The organism is Pedobacter ginsengisoli, from assembly GCF_002736205.1.
Classification (GTDB): Bacteria; Bacteroidota; Bacteroidia; order Sphingobacteriales; family Sphingobacteriaceae; genus Pedobacter; species Pedobacter ginsengisoli_A.
The window spans coordinates 2,405,263-2,424,966 of record NZ_CP024091.1; the positions used below are offsets into that span (position 1 = coordinate 2,405,263).

General features: G+C 38.8%; 14 protein-coding genes. 2 read left to right on the top strand and 12 right to left on the bottom strand.

The annotated features are described in order from the left end of the window. From CPT03_RS09930 to CPT03_RS09940, 3 genes are read right to left on the bottom strand one after another with little or no spacing between them, the layout of a single operon-like run. On the bottom strand, nucleotides 1–1,026 hold the full coding sequence (locus CPT03_RS09930) for a 6-bladed beta-propeller (protein WP_099438707.1): 1,026 nt from the start codon (nucleotides 1,024–1,026) through the stop codon (nucleotides 1–3). 9 nt (nucleotides 1,027–1,035) lie between these two features. Beyond that, the gene (locus CPT03_RS09935; RefSeq protein ID WP_099438708.1) at nucleotides 1,036–2,487 is read right to left on the bottom strand and encodes a DUF1501 domain-containing protein; all 1,452 of its coding nucleotides are present in this window, start codon (nucleotides 2,485–2,487) and stop codon (nucleotides 1,036–1,038) included. A gap of 2 nt (nucleotides 2,488–2,489) precedes the next feature. Beyond that, the gene (locus CPT03_RS09940) at nucleotides 2,490–4,787 is read right to left on the bottom strand and encodes a PSD1 and planctomycete cytochrome C domain-containing protein (RefSeq protein ID WP_216641629.1); all 2,298 of its coding nucleotides are present in this window, start codon (nucleotides 4,785–4,787) and stop codon (nucleotides 2,490–2,492) included. A 190-nt stretch (nucleotides 4,788–4,977) separates the two neighbouring features. On the opposite strand from CPT03_RS09940, the gene CPT03_RS09945 reads away from it, so the two are divergent. After that, nucleotides 4,978–5,286, top strand: coding sequence for a GNAT family N-acetyltransferase (locus CPT03_RS09945; RefSeq protein ID WP_099438710.1), 309 nt, complete (start codon nucleotides 4,978–4,980; stop codon nucleotides 5,284–5,286). Between the two features lie 2 nt (nucleotides 5,287–5,288). On the opposite strand, the gene CPT03_RS09950 is transcribed toward CPT03_RS09945, so the two are convergent. The 9 genes from CPT03_RS09950 to CPT03_RS09990 all read right to left on the bottom strand — a co-directional run bounded on the left by CPT03_RS09950 (nucleotide 5,289) and on the right by CPT03_RS09990 (nucleotide 18,643). Next, on the bottom strand, nucleotides 5,289–7,742 hold the full coding sequence (locus CPT03_RS09950) for a glycosyl hydrolase family 95 catalytic domain-containing protein (RefSeq protein WP_099438711.1): 2,454 nt from the start codon (nucleotides 7,740–7,742) through the stop codon (nucleotides 5,289–5,291). A 102-nt stretch (nucleotides 7,743–7,844) separates the two neighbouring features. Continuing rightward, nucleotides 7,845–10,133: a glycosyl hydrolase family 95 catalytic domain-containing protein gene (locus tag CPT03_RS09955; protein WP_099438712.1), complete on the bottom strand. Its 2,289-nt coding sequence runs from the start codon at nucleotides 10,131–10,133 to the stop codon at nucleotides 7,845–7,847. 34 nt (nucleotides 10,134–10,167) lie between these two features. Further along, nucleotides 10,168–10,311, bottom strand: a complete 144-nt coding sequence (locus tag CPT03_RS09960; protein WP_157766400.1) for a hypothetical protein — start codon at nucleotides 10,309–10,311, stop codon at nucleotides 10,168–10,170. A 113-nt stretch (nucleotides 10,312–10,424) separates the two neighbouring features. Then, complete coding sequence (locus CPT03_RS09965) at nucleotides 10,425–10,826, bottom strand: hypothetical protein (RefSeq protein WP_157766401.1); 402 nt, start codon at nucleotides 10,824–10,826, stop codon at nucleotides 10,425–10,427. Nucleotides 10,827–10,848: 22 nt separating this feature from the next. Next, nucleotides 10,849–11,076 carry a hypothetical protein gene (locus tag CPT03_RS09970; RefSeq protein WP_068891292.1) on the bottom strand — a complete coding sequence of 76 codons (228 nt, stop codon included), beginning with the start codon at nucleotides 11,074–11,076 and terminating at the stop codon, nucleotides 10,849–10,851. 142 nt (nucleotides 11,077–11,218) lie between these two features. Next, a complete protein-coding gene (locus CPT03_RS09975) occupies nucleotides 11,219–13,417 on the bottom strand; it encodes an alpha-galactosidase (RefSeq protein WP_216641630.1) in 2,199 nt (732 codons plus the stop codon). 1 nt (nucleotide 13,418) lies between these two features. Next, the gene (locus CPT03_RS09980; protein ID WP_099438715.1) at nucleotides 13,419–15,254 is read right to left on the bottom strand and encodes a beta-N-acetylhexosaminidase; all 1,836 of its coding nucleotides are present in this window, start codon (nucleotides 15,252–15,254) and stop codon (nucleotides 13,419–13,421) included. A 149-nt stretch (nucleotides 15,255–15,403) separates the two neighbouring features. Then, a complete protein-coding gene (locus tag CPT03_RS09985; protein WP_099438716.1) occupies nucleotides 15,404–16,006 on the bottom strand; it encodes a sterol desaturase family protein in 603 nt (200 codons plus the stop codon). Between the two features lie 102 nt (nucleotides 16,007–16,108). After that, nucleotides 16,109–18,643 (bottom strand): BamA/TamA family outer membrane protein, encoded by a 2,535-nt coding sequence (locus tag CPT03_RS09990; protein ID WP_099438717.1) that lies wholly within the window; start codon nucleotides 18,641–18,643, stop codon nucleotides 16,109–16,111. Between the two features lie 124 nt (nucleotides 18,644–18,767). Between CPT03_RS09990 and CPT03_RS09995 the strand changes: the two genes are divergently transcribed. Beyond that, on the top strand, nucleotides 18,768–19,703 hold the full coding sequence (locus CPT03_RS09995; RefSeq protein WP_099438718.1) for a ring-cleaving dioxygenase: 936 nt from the start codon (nucleotides 18,768–18,770) through the stop codon (nucleotides 19,701–19,703). Nucleotide 19,704 lies beyond the last annotated feature (1 nt).

Below are 19,704 nucleotides of genomic sequence, written 5' to 3' on the forward strand. Positions count from 1 at the left end.
TTATGCGCGCGTAAATTTATATGGATAAACTTTTCCAGATGCCCATTGAGCTACATAAAGGTTTTCATCATCATCTACACATACATCATGTGGGTTCAGGAAAATCTTTTCAGCCTGAGACATTGGCTGTAATAAGCCATCAGTATAAACCGGTGCAGAACCACCAATATTAGATACTACCTTATTATTCTTATCTAAAATGGTAACAAAACCACTGTTTTCTTTATTCAGGTCCGGCGATCTAAGTACCGCTGCATATAAGTAATCATTTTTAATAACCGGTCTGCATACACAGGCTCCCGGAAGAGCAATTACCTCTTTTAAATTACCTGCCATATCAAAACGTTTAAAACAATTACGTGTACGATCTGTAACAATCAACGATGCTTCTCCATGCCTTTTATCAATGCAAACGCCATGTGCATTATCCAGGTTCTTTGTTTCCGGGCCTCTTCCACCAAAATAGCTTAACAATTTACCTTCAGCATTATAATGCAAAACATACTGCAAACCGTAACCATCGGCAATAAAGAAATCACCATTATCTGCAACTGCTACCTCTGTAGGCACATATTCTTCATTCTTTTTATACAAACCCGTTTCCATCGGACAATCTAGTGTCATCAGGATCTTCCCTTCCAAAGTAGTTTTATATACCTGATGCCTGTTGGTATCTGTAATAAAAAGAAACTCTTTGCCACCTTCTTTCGAAAGCGTTAATCCATGCGCACCAGGAAACTCATGCCCCCATGAATCCAACAGCTTTCCTGATTTATTATAGATAAGAACATTATTTTTGGTCTCGTTAGTTAACAAAATAATTCGTCCTTTTTTATCCTGCACCATTTCGTGGCAATCGTTTACAGGGTTCTTTAAGGGGTTTAATTGTCCCCATTTAGCATCCATGGTATAGCGCATATTGTCGTGGCCATACACAGGTCCTTTTGAATTTGCCAATGTATCTTTCATAATAAAAAATCCTGCAGAAACTGCGGTTGTATGTTTTAAAAATTCTCTTCTTTTCATAAAATATTGTTATGCTATAATGTCTTTAATTACTTTACCCGCTACATCAGTTAATCTATACCTACGGCCCAGATGCTTAAATGTAAGCTTCTCATGATTTAACCCCAATTGATTAAGAACTGTTGCATGAAAATCGTTTACATGCACAGGATCTTTTACAATATTATATCCAAACTCATCCGATTCTCCGTATACAATACCGGGCTTAATTCCGCCCCCCGCCATCCAAATACTAAAGCAGCGCGGATGATGGTCACGACCATAATTATCTTTGGTCATAGCCCCCTGGCTGTAATTGGTACGGCCAAACTCACCTCCCCATATCACCAGCGTTTCATCAAGCAATCCTCTTTGCTTCAAATCAGTTATTAAAGCTGCCGATGCCTGATCCACATCTTTAGCCTGTCCGGCCATTTCATTAGGTAAATTACCATGCTGATCCCATCCCTGATGATACAATTGTACAAAACGCACCCCATTTTCACTTAGTTTGCGCGCCAGTAAACAATTGGCAGCAAAAGTTCCTGGAACCAGACAATCTGGGCCGTAAAGTTTTATAATATCGTCAGGTTCTTTAGATAGGTCTGTTATTTCGGGAACCGCAGTTTGCATCCTGTATGCCATTTCGTACTGCTGAACTTTGGCATTTATCTCCGGATCGCCAAATTCCTTGTACGACATTTCATTCAGCTCAGCCAGTTTATCAAGCATTTTTCTTCTCTCAAACCTGTTCAGGCCTTCCGGATCTTTTAAATAAAGCACCGGATCCTCTCCGCTGCTAAACTGCACACCCTGATGTGTGGAGTCAAGAAATCCATTAGTCCACAGTTTTGAGTATACACCTTGCCCATTACCTTTACCTCTTGAAAGAAGTACAGTGAACGCAGGCAGGTTTTTATTTTCACTGCCTAAACCGTAACTAAGCCATGCTCCCATACTTGGCCTATTTCCCTGCTGCGCTCCTGTCTGAAAAAAGGTTAATGCCGGATCATGATTTATTGCTTCCGTAAACATCGACCTGATAATGCAAATATCATCAACAACTTTAGCCGTATGCGGGAATAAATCACTAATCCACGCCCTAGACTGGCCGTATTGCTTAAAATCATAATAAGAACCTACCAACGGAAAAGACGATTGATTGGCTGTCATACCTGTAAGGCGCTGCCCAGCCCTGATAGATGCAGGAAGCTCCTGCCCCATCATTTCTCTAAGCTTTGGCTTATAATCAAACGATTCCAGTTGTGAGGGTGCACCGTTCTGAAAAAGATAAATCACCCTTTTTGCTTTAGGGGCAAAATCCGGAATCCCAGGCGGAAGCCCTGCTTCTTCAAAACTACCGGCAAACAGATCAGGAATTAATAAAGATCCCAATGCAACACTCCCCAGCCCCAAACTTAATTTTGAAAGGAAACGGCGTCTGTTAAAGTTAAGCCCATGCTCCAAAATATTCTTTTCCATAATTAGGATTTTGTAATGGTTTCTTCTAAATTATATATTGCTGCAATTACCTCCATCATTGCTGCAAGTTCAGTTTTATTGTTTTTTTGTGAAAGCGGATATTCTCCAACGGCCAAAACTTTATCTGCATTTGCCTTTTGTTTAAACACTTTCAACTGATCTGCATAGTAAGCGGTAAGCACCTGTACTTCCTCTTTCTTAGGCTTTCTGCATACAATTCTTCTAAATGCTGTACCTATCTTAGCTTCTGCAGTTCCTTTACCTTGTAATAACTTATCGGCCAAAACGCGCGAGGCTTCCAACACGGTTGGATCATTCATCATTGCCAAAGCCTGAAGCGGAGTATTTGTTTTTAATCTTTTAACCTCACATTGGTCTCTGTTACTGGCATCAAAAATTCCCATTACCGGAGGCGGAACAGTTCTTTTAATAAAAGTATACATGCCTCTGCGATACAGGCTTTCGTTATGATCCTGCTTATAGTTAGCCAATAATCCCCTACCTGATGTTGCGGCTTCCCAAAGGCCAGGTGGCTGATAAGGCTTAACACTTGGCCCGCCTATTGTTTTAACCAACAAACCACTGCTTGAAAGCACTACATCTCTAACAAGTTCGGCAGGGATACGATAGCGTGGAGCCCTGGCCAGAAGTATGTTCTCAGGATCTGTCTTCAATTTTTCTGCTGATACAACAGCTGATTGTCTGTACGTTGCCGATGTTACTATTTGTTTAACCAGGCGCTTAATGTCCCATCCATGGTTAATAAAATCAACCGCAAGCCAGTCTAGCAATTCAGGATGCGAAGGTAATTCGCCCTGCATACCAAAATCTCCGGAAGTTTTAACAATGCCCCGTCCAAAAAACTCTTGCCAAACCTGATTTACAAATACCCTTGATGTAAGCGGATTTTTCTTATCAAACAGCCATTGTGTTAGCCCCAGTCTATTTTTAGGATATTTGTCGCTAAATGAAAGTAATGATTTAGGAGTTCCAGCTTCAACCACTTCGCCATGAGCATCATACACCCCTCTTTTTAGCAAATAAGTTTTACGAACCGTATCCTGATCGCCCATAACAGAAACGATTAGCTTATTCGTATCCTGCTTATTTACAAATTTCAGTATTTCCTTAACGTCAGCATTGCTGATTTCCATTAGTGGTTTTTTGGCATAAGTTTCCGGACCACCTACAACCGACTCAAGCCCTACTTCTTTTACATTATTGAAAAAGGCAAATACCTGATAATATTCTTTTTGTGAAAATGGATCGTATTTATGATCATGGCAATGTGCACACTCTAACGTAACACCAATGATGGCTTTTCCAAAAGTATTTGTCCTATCGGTAACATACTCAACCCTATATTCTTCATCAATTACCCCGCCCTCTTCCGTTATCTTATGGTTTCTGTTAAATCCTGTTGCCAAAAGCTGCTCTTTTGAAGCATTTGGCATCAAATCGCCAGCAAGTTGCCAGCTAATGAATTTATTATAGGGCATATTTTCATTAAATGCATGAATTACCCAATCTCTCCATGGCCACTGACTACGGTAATTATCATCCTGATAACCATGAGAATCTGCATATCTGGCAACATCCAGCCAGTGTAACGCCATTCTTTCGCCATAAGCCGGACTTGCTATCAAAGATTCCACAACTTTCTCGTAAGCATTGCTGCTGGAGTCGGCTAAAAATTTATCCATCATCTCTACAGATGGTGGCAAACCGGTAATATCCAGGCTTGCGCGTTTTAACAACCTTTCCTTATCCGCTTCCGGATTTGGTGCAATCCCTTTATGCTCGAGTTTATCAAGCACAAAATAATCAATCTCATTTTTAGCCCACTTCGCATCTTTTACTTTTGGTGTTTGAGGTAATTTAGGAGGTGTAAAAGCCCAATGTTTCTCATATTTCGCACCCTGCTTAATCCATTTCTCTATTATAGATATCTCGTGGGCAGTTAATTTAAGATTAGATGACTTTGGAGGCATTATGTATGCAGTATCCTGCGTAGATATCCTTAAAAATACTTCAGAAGCATTAGGCTTAAATGGCACTAGCGCATGTGCTGATGGGTTTTCTTTTAAAGCTTTATAAGCTTCTGATGCAATATCCAATCGCAAATCGGCTTCCCGTTTATTTGCATCGGGGCCGTGGCAGGCGAAACATTTATCAGAAAGAATTGGCCTTACATTAAAATTATAGCTGATGCTATCTGGCATCTGTTCTTCACCAACCTGATTAGAAGACGGACCATTACATGCCTGTATAACATATACAATAGCAAAAAAAATCAGCATTAAATAAAAAAGCCTACGACACATGCGATAAATATTTGGTTTCACTTGTACAGACAATCTATAGATTGTATGCTTTTATAAATGTAAAACAAATACTTTAAAATATCAATTTTTTATTTTTTAAAACAAAAGAATCATATTTATAATTCTTAAATTGTATAGAACATTTCTCAACTAATATTTTCTAATTATGAATCCAGAATTTAACGATGTACCTCTGATAAAAAATTCAGAAAAAAACAGATTCGAACTTAAAACAGATGATTATGTGACTCTTATAGATTACAAGGAACGTAACAATAAGATATGGTTAATCCATACGGAAGCACCCGAAGAACTTAAAGGCAGAGGGACGGCAACTGCTATAGTTGAGAAAACATTAGCCTACCTGGAGGACAACAATTACAAGCTCATCCCTCTATGTCCATTTGTAGTAACATATTTAAAAAGACATACCGAATGGAACAGAATTTTAGATGAAAGCGTAACTCCTTTCTAATTCTATTTTATAAAGTACCGCCCCCCTTTAACAGTATTAAAGCTAACCACGGTGCTTTTTTCGGCATTTAATGCCATCTTCTTACCTGCATTATTATAAACCGAAGTACCTGCAGGCAACTGAACATAGCATTCAGCACCGCTTACCGACAAGATTTCTGCTTTAGTTAGTTTACTATTATTCCAGCTAAAACTAACTTCAAAGCCATTTCTTGTGCGCATTCCTTTTATGCTACCCTTACTCCAATCGGCACTGGTAGGCAAAGCAGGCAATAAACGTATTACGGAATGCTTACCGTTACTTTGCAATAGCATTTCGGCTATAGCTGCTGTACCACCAAAATTCCCATCAATTTGAAATGGCGGATGTGCACAAAACAGGTTGGCATAAGTACCGGCACCACTGGTCATCGAAATTTCACTTCCGGCAACAGCAGGTGTAAGCAGTGCTTTAAACACCTTCCAGGCATGATCTCCATCGCCCAATCTGGCCCAGAAATTCACTTTCCATGCTCTAGACCAACCAGTTCCACCATCACCTCTTCTTTCCAGGGTTTTTCTGGCAGCGTCCATCAACAAAGGCGTTTCTAACTGAGTAATTTCATCGTACGGATACAAGCCATATAAATGAGAAACATGACGGTGGGTTACTTCAGGATCTTCATAATCTCTTATCCACTCCTGTATACCGCCTGTTTTTTTACTAATCTGATTTGGGGCTAAACGCGACTTTAGCTGTTGCAAACTATCGGCCCAACTTTTATCTACCCCTAATAAATTAGCCGCAGCAATGGTATTACTTAGCATTTCCCGTCCAATCTGCATGTCCATTGTTGGCCCCATTGTGGTTTGCCCCACAAAGCCATCCTCAGTTTTATAAGAGTTTTCAGGAGAATTAGAAGGTGCAGTTACCAGCCATTTCGTTTTCGGATCTTCAATTAAAATATCAGTATAAAACTTTGTTGCCCCCTTTAATACCGGATAAATCTCGGCCAATGTCTTTTTGTTTGGGTTATATAAATAATGTTGCCACAAGTGCCCGCATAGCCATGCACCGCCAGAAAGCACCGAACCCCAGGATGCATGCTCACCAGGAGCAGTAAAACCCCATGGGTTTGCAATTACATGGGCAACCCATCCTGTACTGTTATAATAAGCCTTTGCTGTTTTCTGGCCTGGTGCCACCAAAAACTTGGTAAATTCAATTAACGGCTTATGTATATCTCCTAAATTGGTATTCTCTGCAAGCCAGTAATTCATCTGCACATTTATGTCCAGGTGATAATCGCCATTCCATGGCGTTTGGTATTCTTCGGCCCAAATTCCTTGCAGGTTAGCAGGCAGGCCACCCGGACGAGAGCTCGATATCAATAGATATCTTCCAAAGTTGAAATAAAGTGCAGGCAAGGTTACATCACGTTCTCCTTTAGCAAAACGCACTAACCGTTCTTCTGTCGATAAAGCCGCAATGTCGGGATCTTCCGTTTCGCCAAGTTGAATTTTACAACGATTATAATAGGCCTGAAAATCTTTACGTTGCTCCGTTTTTAATGCCAGCCACGAAAGCTTGCTTGCCGCATCAACATATTTTTTAGCAACTGGTAAAGGTGCTGCGCCGCGCTGCATTACATTTGGCCAGTTCATATCTGTTGCAGCGCTGATTACAATAAGGCATTCTGTAGCTCCATTAACTGTAAGCGCATTGCTTTTTGCAGTTATTTTACCTGTTGATGAAATGGCTTTTGCATAGGCTGCAAAAAGAATCCCCTTATCGCCATTACCACCTGGCAATTGCCCCGTCATGGTAAGCCCATTTCCCTGAGCAGAAAACGTTGCATTCTCTTTTCTGCTTAACGACAGATCAAAATTTAGCGCTTTTGCTTTGCTCGAGGTTAAACGAATAACAATAGCTTGCTGAGGGGCACTAACAATTACCTCTTCTTTAAAACTTATACCTGCCCTATTCCATTCCGTAACTGAAATGGCTTTATCTATACTCAAAGTTCTTTTATAACCCGTTACCTTTGCGGTTGTATCTTTCCAGTTAATAAACATATCTGAAAGTATCTGGTAACATCCAAATTTCACATTTGCACCATTACCAAAACCAGAACCTGCTCCGGCACTTGTAAAATATTTTTGCAGCAGCTCTTGTGCTTCTTTGTTTTTACCTTCTTTTAATAATTGCTGAATTACCGGCAAATGGGCAGCTGCATCATCCCTGTTAGGGTTTTCTACACCGCCAGACCACATCGAAATTTCGTTTAATACGATCCGCTCCTTGTTTGGATTACCAAATACCATTGCACCTAATCTACCATTACCAACAGGACTGGATTGGGTAAAATGAGTTGCCGGCGAATTAAATTTCACTTCCTGATCTGTTTGAGCGAACAAAAACAAACCACTTGAGGCAAAGCAAAAAAACGATAAACAGGTTTTTTGTAATAAATTCATCTTTGGTATTTATTTGGTACTCAAAGAAAAGATATTACAGGGCTTATAAATTATCGATTATTGTCAAATCATTAAGCGAAATTAGCATACTCCGGAAAAAAGCTATTCATAACCATTTTTTATTACCATTACTGAACCCGGCTTTGCGGTCAATTCTAAAAACCCATTTCCATCAGATTTAATTTTAAACCCTGTATTTGAGGAAACAAAGTGTGTTTTAAATGGAAGTTTCAATTTGGTTGCCCCACCTTTTTCTGAAACTATCTTAACCTCATCTACCTGTCCGTCTGCTTTTTTTGCACTTACAAGAAAAGCCCCCTCAGTACGCAGATTTTTAAACGAAGCATCTTTCCATTCGGCCGGTATGGCAGGCATAATTTCAATAAAACCGGCATAACTTTGTAATAGCATCTCTTGCAATCCCGATGCGAAGGCAAAATTTCCTTCAAGTGTAAAAGGTCTGTATTGAAATTTTGATAATCCTGATTTTGTTTGGTCACCATTTAAATGGAAGCTGTTTACAGAGCAAAAGGCCTTTGCAAATATCTCCAGGTCCTTTGCGGCGCCCTCTCCATCCTTAGCCCGAGCTTTCATGTTTGCCAGCCACGAATAAGAATACCCACACCAGTAATCTGGCCCAACCTTGTCTAATAACTGTATGGTATTTTTAATAATAGATTGTGCTTTTGCCCCATCCTCCCATTTTATTAGCCCTAAAGGATGAATTGCCATCATATGAGAGAAATGCCTGTGCGATTCTTTATAATCTAAAGTTGGTGCAAATTTGAGTTCATCATTATTTGTTATCGAAAAATCATCAAATTCGTTTAGCAGTTTGCTCCACTTAGCAGCCTCGGTTTTTAATCCAAGCTCTGTAGCCAGTTCTGCAGCAGCCTTAAAAGTAAATTTCATTAGAGCCAGATCGTAATTAGTATTTTCCAAAAACCAGGCACTAAGGTCATTGTCATTAATCTCCGGACTAGAGCTAATTTTCAGTTTTCTATGTCCGCTTGCATCATTAACTGTTATATTTTCAAGAAATAAAGCCGTTCCTTTAATCCATGGGTAAGCCTTATTTTTAAGAAAAGCCCTGTCCATGCTATAACGCCATTGAAGGTAATAATGCTGGGCCAGCCACGAAGAAACTGTTGGCGACAATGAATATTGTATCCATCCACCCATTTCTGTTCCGTCTAATGTAGTTACTCCCGGAACCGCAATCCCCTCTGCACCAAAGTAAAGTTTGGTATACCTTTTATAGTTTGCCTTATTTTGCTCCATATGATTAATGTATCCCATGGCTTCGGTAAGATGGTTCCCGCTGTAAGCAGGCCAGTAACTAAGCTGCGTATTTAAATCATGATGGTAATCGCCTTTCCAGGGTGGTATCCTGCCGTTATCAGCAGTCCACACCGCCTGCAACGAAATTGGGGGCGCATCTGCCCTGGCTACCGAACCAAATTTATATTGTTCCAAATACCACTGCTTTTCTATTAAAGTATCGGGCACATGAATTGCAGACTTGCTCCAAAAAACATTCCACCACTTGGTGTGGGCTGTAAAATCTTTATTAAAATCAGATAAAATGGCACTTTGAGTAACTACCGAAGCCTTTTTATTGATAGGTTTACCCGTATACTGCGAAGAGATGCTCCAAACGCCCTCTACAGTTTTACTGTCAATTCTTTTCCACCTAACGTTAATATCATAAGTAAACCCGCCCCAGCCTTCCTGATGATAGGTAATACTATTTTTTCCATCCTGCTTAATTGTTCCCTGTTTATATCCCAATCTCGACAAGTCATCGCCACCAACCGGATCGCCAGAAACTTTAACCTCGCCCTGATATCTTGGAGCTATCAAATGTGGTATAAAATCGCCACTTACATTTTCAAATCTGAACCAGCCAATTGGCTTTACAGCATCAACAAAGGTTTTAAGGGTAACTCCATTAGCCCATTTAACTTCGCAAAGTGCATTGTTTACAGACAAATGAACATCTACGGCCTTGCCCCAATCTTTTGTTTCAAATTCGAGGGCCCCTGCGGGTATTTTGGAAGGTGCAGGCTCATTATCATAAGGTGCATCAAAATAGTCTTGTACAGGCTTGTAATCCTTTTTATTTACCTGATCTATAACCCATTTATAGCTAAACTCTTTACGATGCAAACCTTTCATTGGGCGCATGTCCCAAATATCTACCCTATCTAAAGAAAACCTTAATCGTTCTCCCTTTTGCCAAATTAAAGCACCTAAAGTTGCATTGCCTAAGGGAACAGCTTCGTCCCATTGGGATGCCAGCTTATTGAAGCGCAAATCATGTTGTGCAGATTGTCCGGTTGCTGTAATTGATGCAAATGTAAAAAGCAGTAATGCAATTGTTTTATTCATAAGATTTCCTAACCTACTTTAAAAGTAGGTTATTTTATGATAAGTTTTGCATATCTTCTTCAACTTCATCTTCATCCCTAGTATCTATAAATTCAGTAGCGTGCTTAGCACGCATAATTGGTAATGCAGGCAGTATACCACCCAATCCAATACCAAAACAAGCCAACATTATCAGCATAACGACTCCTAAAAGACGTACAGTTTTCTTAAAGCATTTCATAAAAAAAGTGTGGAAAAAGCCCTTCGGCCATTAAATCTCTTGTAAAAAACAGATAGTATTAGAAAACTAAACTAAGCCGGGAGGCTTGTTTTTTGAGATTCCATATGAAAAAGAAATATCCTGGCAGCTGAAGTACCAATTAGAAAATTAATTAATAAAACCAGAAGAGAATTGGCGTTAAACGCTATATGAACCATCCGGTTTTTAAATATCAGGATATTTTCAAAAGCATCTCTTAATAAAGATGGGTTAAAATAAGCCGGTCTATTTTTTTCAATAAAACTCTTGTAGAATATTTTGTGGACTTTTATTTCATCCTGATTAAGAATTCTTTTTTCTGTAGTATATATTGAATTAACAGAATAGCTAACATTATATTGAGCAGATAATGCAAATAAGTTAACGAATATAAAAAGCCCCATAGTCCAATGGAGAAATAGCCCTTTATAATTCACAGACTTAATTTTCATCATATTACATCAATGATAATCAATTTTAAAAACTTAACGATGGCGTTAATTCCTCGCAATGAAAGCCTTTGTCTTTTAAAATATAATTAACCATAGGTGCACAAGGAACAGAGCTTACCACACTTAGTATTCTATCAATTCCATCGGTCCTGAATGACCAGTTGTTTTCTCCGAATATGATATCCATAATAGGTCTGATAGAAATCAACTCGTATTTATCTTTTACCGAAGTTTTAAAACTAATTGTGTTCATCGCTTTATGATCTATCTAATGAATAACTTACCATAAAGATGAGGGTTATTACTAAATCATACCAGTTCTACCCGGCTAAAACAGACAAAAAAACCGACGAATGGTAAGAAAACGTCGGTGAAAAAATCAGGGTGCAATTGAATTATTCAATTTGCACCCAGGTATAACTTTCTGGCTTAAGTGTACAGGTATACGAAATCTCGTAATCTCTGTTTAAAGTATACTTTTTAGCCACTCCTTCTTTCTCTTTTACCGTAGCTGTGGTAGTTAAACCAGTATAATACAAAGGAACTTTTATTGTGCGGGTAATTTCTTTTTTAGATGGGTTATACAACATCATTAAACCTTTGGTTTTTAGCTTAGGGTTTACGTGTAATATACCATCCCAATCCCTGCCATCGGCTCTTCTTAAGTGTATAATTTCTGAGTTCAGTATATCTCTGTATTTCTTATACCAATCTATTACCTTAATTACAGTTTGCTTGGTGGTTTCGGTATCATATAAACGCGGGCCACGATAACAAGCCTGTACACCTGCACCGTAATACTGCATCATTAACTGTTCGTAATCTTTTAAATGGTCTTTTAGCGGTTCTAAAACTGCCTCGGCTCCACCGCCCTGATAAACGGTTAGGGGAACAAAACCCCAGCTCATAGACGAAGTTTTTTCCCACGTGCCATCAAATATATTCTGACGGTTCAGGATCATCTGATTGGTTCTTGGCAATGAAAAATTGACCTCTCTGTAGCCTATTGCAATTTTATGAGTACCATCCAGAAAATACCAGTCTGGTGCGTTAATATACACCCCTCTTTCGTTCAATGTACGGTACAAATCTTTCTGAATCTCCATTTGTTTCCACTGCGAATCTTCTAAACCTTTATGGCCCGGATGCGAGGTCGAAGCACAAACATCTCCAGGATACGGACCATCATTTTCCCATATATCGAAACCTGTTTTTGCATAAAAATTCTTTATTTTATCGCGATAAGCTAAGCCCCATTTACTGCCAAAACATGGTGCATTACCAAAAAATGCACCGCCTGTTTTTCCTGTTTTTGGGTTAATTACGTCATCTTCCTCGCTAATTTTTCTGGAGCTAAATAATGAATAGCTGCCAATAAATACTTTCTTGCTATGTGCATAATCTGCCAGTTCTTTCCACTTTTTAATATTCGCCGCCGTGGTATCTTCCATATTACAATGGCTGCCAAAACTTAATATTAATGCTTCATAGCCTGTAGCCGCACATTGATCTATTGCGGTTCGTACCTGATCGTCATTTTTACTAACCAGGTGCATAAAAATTGGGTTGGCAGTAGTCCAGGGCGCTATGGCATTGTACATTTTGCGTATGGCCAAGCCTCTTCTTTCCCTATCATAACTATCCATTAACAGTTCTAGCGTGCGTACTGATTTAAAAATACCACCTTTTTCAAGATCAATGCCCGGTGCTTTATCAGGGTATACTTCTAATAAACATGGCGTTTGATAATCGTAATTAACTTGCGAGGTATAAGTAGAATCAACCTTCCAATGCGTTGTCTGATCGCTTAAATCGTATCGCATTGCGTTATTAAAAGCATAGTTAGTTTCTAAGTAAATGCCTTGTGGTTTAGCCATTTTTTCCGGCGATCCAACTACAGCGCTCTGCTCCTCAACCATTCCTAATATTTCATTAACTACACGATCAATTTTAAATGATTTATCTGCCTGATTTTGAATAGCTAACGACTTTACAATTAAAGGTAAACCATCGTACAATTCGTAATTTACACTTACCGTTAAACCCTTCAATTCATCGGCCCCTGCCTTGTATAGAAACGATACCATTTTGCCTGTAGGCTGCTGATTATTGCTGGCCCAGAACTTACTTTTCCAATTGATGTATGGCGAAATTGGTTTAATATCGAAAGAAACAAATTGAAAGGCATTTTTATCTGACGTAAATCTATCAAGCCATTCAGGTAAAAGGTAAGCATTTTCTTTTTGCCCTTTTAGGCCTCCAACCTCGTAATCCTTACCATTAATGGTTATGCGAGCTTCTGGTTTTATAGACCTTAGCAACTGTCTGCCGTTTATTAAATTCACATAATCAACACATGCCACATTAGGCGATATTCTGAATACCCTTTTGGTTAAACCGTTTTCAAGTACCACATCGTTCCCCGACTTATAAATAGCCGCTTTATAAGATTGCGAATTCAACAACCAATCTGCAGCGGCAGGTTTAGTTTTTGCCGAAGTACCCTGGGCACTGGCATTATTTAATTGCCCCAATAAGATTAGAGATGCGCAGGCAACAACATGCCTGAATTTAAGATTTTGTAACCCTTTCATGTTATTTTGCTTTTTTTACTGGTTTAGGGAAATAATCGGTAGAACTTTTGCGCTTATTGTTAAAAAACAATGCATAACGGATTAACTCGCCCTTTTTTAATACTACAGGTTGCTTGTAAACTAACGATTGCTCAGTTACATCAGATCCATCAGTTGTGTACCTAATAATACTTGCCTTTGTAGGATCGGTAAGTGTTACTTTAACTGTGCTATCAGCATTTACTACTGTTTCCCTTACTGCTACCGGAATTCTGAACTGAATACCCTGCTTATCATATCGCTGATATTGTGTGCTTAACCTGCCTTTAAAATCATCGAAATTTTTAAGTGCTTTTGGCGTCCAGTCAATCTCAGCTAAAGCAGCAATACGCGGATAAACCATATATTCAAAATAATCTTCGGTTCCAATAAACTCGGTCCATAAGTTACCTTGTGCGCCTAAAATATGTTTTGCCTCTGTTTCGTTTAATGCCGGGTGTACTGGTTCAAAAGCGTATACACTATCAATAGGCACCCAATAACCAATTGCCATTGGCTCAATTTTAGGATCGGCCTGATAACCATCTATATACAAATGTGAATAAGGCGACATGATTACATCATGGCCACTTTTGGCAGCTTTTAATCCACTTTCAACTCCTAACCATGAGTGTACTGTGGCATTGTCAGCAAGGCCTCCCTGCATAATTTCTTCCCATCCTATTATCTTTTTTCCTTTGCTGTTGATGAATTTCTCCATTCTCTGGATAAACCAGCTTTGAAGTGCAGCCTCGTCTTTTAAGCCTTCTTTTTTTATCCGAGCCTGACATTTAGGGCAGGTATGCCATGCATCGTGGGGAGCCTCGTCTCCACCAATGTGAATATACTGCGATGGGAATAAAGGCATTACCTCATTCAAAACATCTTCTAAAAATGTAAATACTGTATCGTTACCTGCGCAATAAAGATCTTTAGAAACTCCCCAAACCTTTCTTACTTCAAATGGTTTTCCGTTTTCGAAACTAACATCTCCGCAGGCAAGGTATGGATAGGCAGTAATGGCCGCTACAGAGTGGCCCGGCATTTCTATTTCAGGAATTACCTCTACGAATCTGGATGTTGCGTAGGCTACTACCTCTTTAATCTGATCCTGGGTGTAATAACCACCATATCTAACACTATCCACATCCTTTTTTCTATTGGGGCCAATTTGTGTTCCATTTCTGTAGGCAGCAATTTCCTGTAGTTTTGGATATTTTTTTATCTCTATTCTCCAACCCTGATCTTCTGTTAAATGCCAGTGAAATTTGTTTAATTTATGCTTAGCTAGCTGATCTATAAATTTCTTTATATACTGTACCGAGAACATATGGCGGCAGTTGTCCATAAGCATCCCTCTCCAGCTAAACCGAGGTTCATCTTCTATATAAACACAAGGCAGCTTTTTAGCTCCGTTAACGGGCACCAACTGCAATAATGTTTGAATTCCGTAAAATAACCCATTTTCTGTTCCCGCTTTTATAGAAACTCCGTTTGCTTTAACTTCTAACACATATCCCTCTTTTGAAGTTACCTTAGGGTCTATATTAAGGCTTATGGTTTTTGCATTTTTCTGCATCCACATACCTGTACGCAGCTCAGGTTTAATTCCTGCAGTTTCTTTAATAGAAGATTGGGCAAATTCTGCAAGCTCCTTTAAATTAGCGGATGGATAGCTGACGTATACATTTTTATCAAGCACAAGACTCCCTTTGCGTTCTTCCAGCTTGGCTGGTAAAGGAATTATTGAAATCTTGGATTGTGCAGACAATTTGAGTGTGCAAATCATCAGCAAAGCGATTGCTAACAGTCGGTTCATGTGTGTTTTTTGGTTATTTAAAATAAAACAGTTGTTGTTTAGTTTTGTAAACAAATGCTAGTTAACAGTTTTATTTTAAAAAATCAATCAAACACATAACGCAAACCGTTGCGTAATTTTATTGAAACTGTATGTGGCAATTTAGTTAGTTATCTGGTACCAAAAACTTTATCCCAAATGTCGGATGTTACCCCATATTTTTTGGTCGAATCATCATAATGGTGAAGCATATGCTGCTGCTTAAGTTTTTTCCAGAAAGCATTTTTGAATTGAGCATGGTGCAACATATAATGGGTCATATCGTAGCACAGGTAACCAAAAATAAATCCGGCAAAAAAGCCCTCCAGCATAGCTGGTGCAAGTAACCATTTAAACAGGAAGAAAAATGCAAGTGCAAGTGGTATACTTGCCGATGGTGGCATTACCAACCGTTGTGCATCATTTGGATAATCGTGATGAACACCATGAAAAATGAAGTGAATTCTTTTACCCCATTCAGATTTAGGATAAAAATGAAAAACAAAGCGATGAAGTACGTATTCAGTTAATGTCCAGATAAACAAGCCTAAAAGAAAATGACCCAAAAATCCTAAAATTCCATTAGCATTGAATGATTCCCAACAAAAATATCCTACCACAGGCACATATACAATAAGCGGAACAAAATACGGCACTTTAGATAAACCCTCAAAAAGCGGGTTTTTGAACATTCTAATTGATTCCCTAGAATTAGATATAAAATTCTTCTTCATCACTACTAATTTTTGATGGTTTTAAAACGAGAGTTCTAAATTACGTCTTTTCTTACATTTAGCATTACCTAAATTGAGTAATTTACCGAATTTTGATACTTCTTAGTATCGGAATTTCATGGCAACGTAAGGATACCAGCCTTCGGTGGAATGTCCCATCACAAAACGAAGCACGGTTAATGATGCCGGAGCAAAATATATACCCCCTCCATATCCCTGATGCCACACATCAGATTTTTCTCCTTTTTTCCATACCCTGCCAACGTCATGAAACCCAAGCAACCCGAACTGACCCGGTAAAATGTAATTCATAAAGTTTGCCACCTTTATCCTTAACTCCAGGTTGTTGTATAAGCTATGCTGGCCCCCAAATCTAAATTCTCTATAGCCCAATAAATTGCCCTGGCCGCCCAGAAAACTAGACTGGTAAAATGCCTGCTTACCCACTGTAACGCCACCACCAACTCTATCTGTTAAAACAAACCTGCTTGCTTTATCTATATTTTTATATACTGAAAATGAAGCACTTAACTGAGCCATAGAATTAGACACACCATTTATACCCTTATAAGCCACCAATTTACTTTCAAAGTACGTTCCTGATGTTGGCAAAATATCACTGTTGCGGTTGTTATTTGTAAAGTTTGCTACAGCACCTGCATACAGTTTGTCTTTTGTTATGGTTGCACTATCTGGAGAATGCAATTCTGAAGTGTTCGTTATAAAACGGCCTTCGTTATCGTCGCTACTATATCTATAATACTGCAAAGATGGACCTATACTAAAAGTAGATTTTGAACCAATCCATCGTATAGATGGATCTATTTGGAACAAGCTGAATCTTGCACGATAATACCTTATAAAATCTCCTGTTTTGTTAAAAGAAGTTTCGTTACCCAAACCGTAAAAATTTTGTGAATTCTCTGGGGCCAGGGCATCTGCTTGTAAAATAATATCGGCCTTACCCAGAACTTTAAGTAATTCGCCCCGATAATTAAACCTGAAGCCAGAGGTTGCAAAAGAATGCAAAAATGAGAAGGAATGCGTGCTTCCATGCGGTAGTTTTCTAAAACCCGGCTGGGTAATTTTATACGACAAACCAAGTAGCACCCTGTCATCAATATTATAGCTGGCATTTAAAAGCAGCATATTTCTTTTATAAAGATCGGTGTAAACAAAGTGAGTATTAGAAGTATCATTATCTAACCTTTTTAACAACCTGTCGGTATTTCCGCTAAAAGTAATGTTATCGTCTTTGCCATAAACCCGAACTTTACGAAGCGAATTTTCTACATGAAAAGCTTTTTTACCTTCAACACTAACTATTTTTAGTTTAATGGCCGAAGTTTTATTGTTCAATATCAAACTATCATTGCCATCTTTTACATATAGCCTTATTTCCTTTGTTACCTTTGGGTTAAAGGTTCGGTTAAAAATAACATCCTTAATGTGCCCCTCTTTTGATATTTTATGAATAGTTACGTTTAAAGCCCTATCTGGAGCGTCTGTTATATCAATTAATTCGTTTTTATTACTAACCTGGATATCTACAATACTATTTATGAAGCGGTAGTACTTACTCATCAATTCAGGAAGGTTTTTTCTTCTTTCCTTAAGTTGGGCAAGTATGCTGTCGTGGCGTAATGAGTAACCCGGTTCAGGCAGTTTTTTAAGCGCCTTTTCAAATAGATCATCAGTTAAAGAGGCGCAAAAATCTTTTACTACTTCATCCCATTCCTTTTCATCTATGCCCGAAAACCATTTGCCATAAATGGCCCTTCCTTCCCAAAAAAACCAATTAATGTCGGGCAGGTTTCTTTCATATCCCTGTATCATTGGCAGCAACCATGATGATTGGGCATATCTTGGTATAAGGCCTTCTGATAAGTAAAAAACCTGATCCCTATCTCGTGGAATTGGTGCATATTTCATTGTTCCATCAGCATTCTTTTCAGGCTTCCACCTCCACTGATCTTCGTGCCTGTCCCAATCGCCCAATAAAGCATCCAGTGCTTTTGCCCTTAACAATAATTTACCATCGTAAGTATTATCATTATCATCGTTTAGCTTACGCATCATTTTCTCCGAATTATCGGTATCGCCAACAGGCTCCCGCTCCTCCAGTAAGCAAAGGGTATTCTGGAATACGCTGGCAAATTCGCCTAACTCTGCATCGGGCAAAACCCAGCCAATCATCGGATCACTATGTGGTACATTTACGGCATCGGCTATATCAGGTACGACCAGGGCCGAAAAAGGATTCTGGGCCGACATATTGTCTTTTACCACCGTACCTGCAAAGGTTTTTCTGAATACTGCCGGAATTAATACTTCAGGAAACTTCTCTACACTTCTAAGTACCCACTCCTTACCTTGCTTATCAAGCAATCTTAATGAATGAGATTGATTGCCACCGCCTCTTTTTACCGGGGTTAAACCTCCCTTTATTTCCGATATTTTAATAATGGGCACTCTGGTGCTTAGCGCATATTCTTTTCTGTAATTTTCTCCAAACAAAAAGCGGTGGAATTTACTTACACTATCATACTTAGGATAAATTTTAACACTTATGGAGTCTTGCCCTCTTGATACCAGGCATGCCATTATTAAAGTAAGGGAGAGAAAGAATTTAATCATACTTAAATATCTGCATATAAAGCTACGCATTTCTTAATCTATGGTAAGATTTAAAATAAAACTTCGGTCTAAATTTGTACTGTTATTTAAGAATTAAATAATTAAACCATTAAAATAGGTAGCCATGAACAACAGAATTTTAGGCCTGCACCACATTACTGCTATTGCAGGAAACGCAAAAAGAAACTACGATTTTTATACCCGCATATTAGGTTTACGATTAATAAAAAAAACAGTAAACTTTGATGATCCTCATACTTATCACTTTTACTATGGTGATGAACAGGGCACACCAGGAAGCATTTTAACATTCTTTCCGTGGGAAGGAATTATGAACGGCAGAAGAGGCTCCAGACAAGCTACTGAAATTGGTTACAGTGTGCCGACCGGCAGTTTGGAGTTCTGGCAAAAAAGGTTTGAAGAAAACAATGTAATTTACAATAAGCCAGCAGAAAAATTTGGCGAACGTTACCTGACTTTTCTTGATCCTGATGGATTAAAATTTGAATTGACTGAGGCTAAAACTCCTGATGCCAGGGCACAATGGACTACAGCAGAAATTGGTAAAGAAAATGCTGTGCATGGCTTTCATCATGTAACCATTACGGCTAATAAAACAGATGGCACTGCAAAGGTTTTGACAGATATTTTTGGTTATAAATTAGAAAAAACTGAAGTAAACCGCTCACGCTTTGTTACAGATGCTGTAGAGTATGCTGCCATTGTTGATTTAGTTGAGGCTCCGGGAGAAGCAGTTGGTCATGTTGCCGGAGGATCTGTACACCATGTAGCCTTTAGGGTTAAAGATGAAGCTACTTTAATGTACTTTAGAGACAAGGTTGTTGCAATGGGATTAAACATCACTGAAAAAATTGACCGTAACTATTTCTATTCTTTATACTTCCGCGAACCAGGCGGTGTTCTCTTTGAAATTGCTACTGATAATCCTGGTTTTACAGTTGATGAATCGTTAGAAGAATTGGGTGCAAACCTTAAACTCCCTGCTCAATATGAAAGTAACAGAGCAGAAATTGAAGGCATTTTACCTAAAATAAATTAGT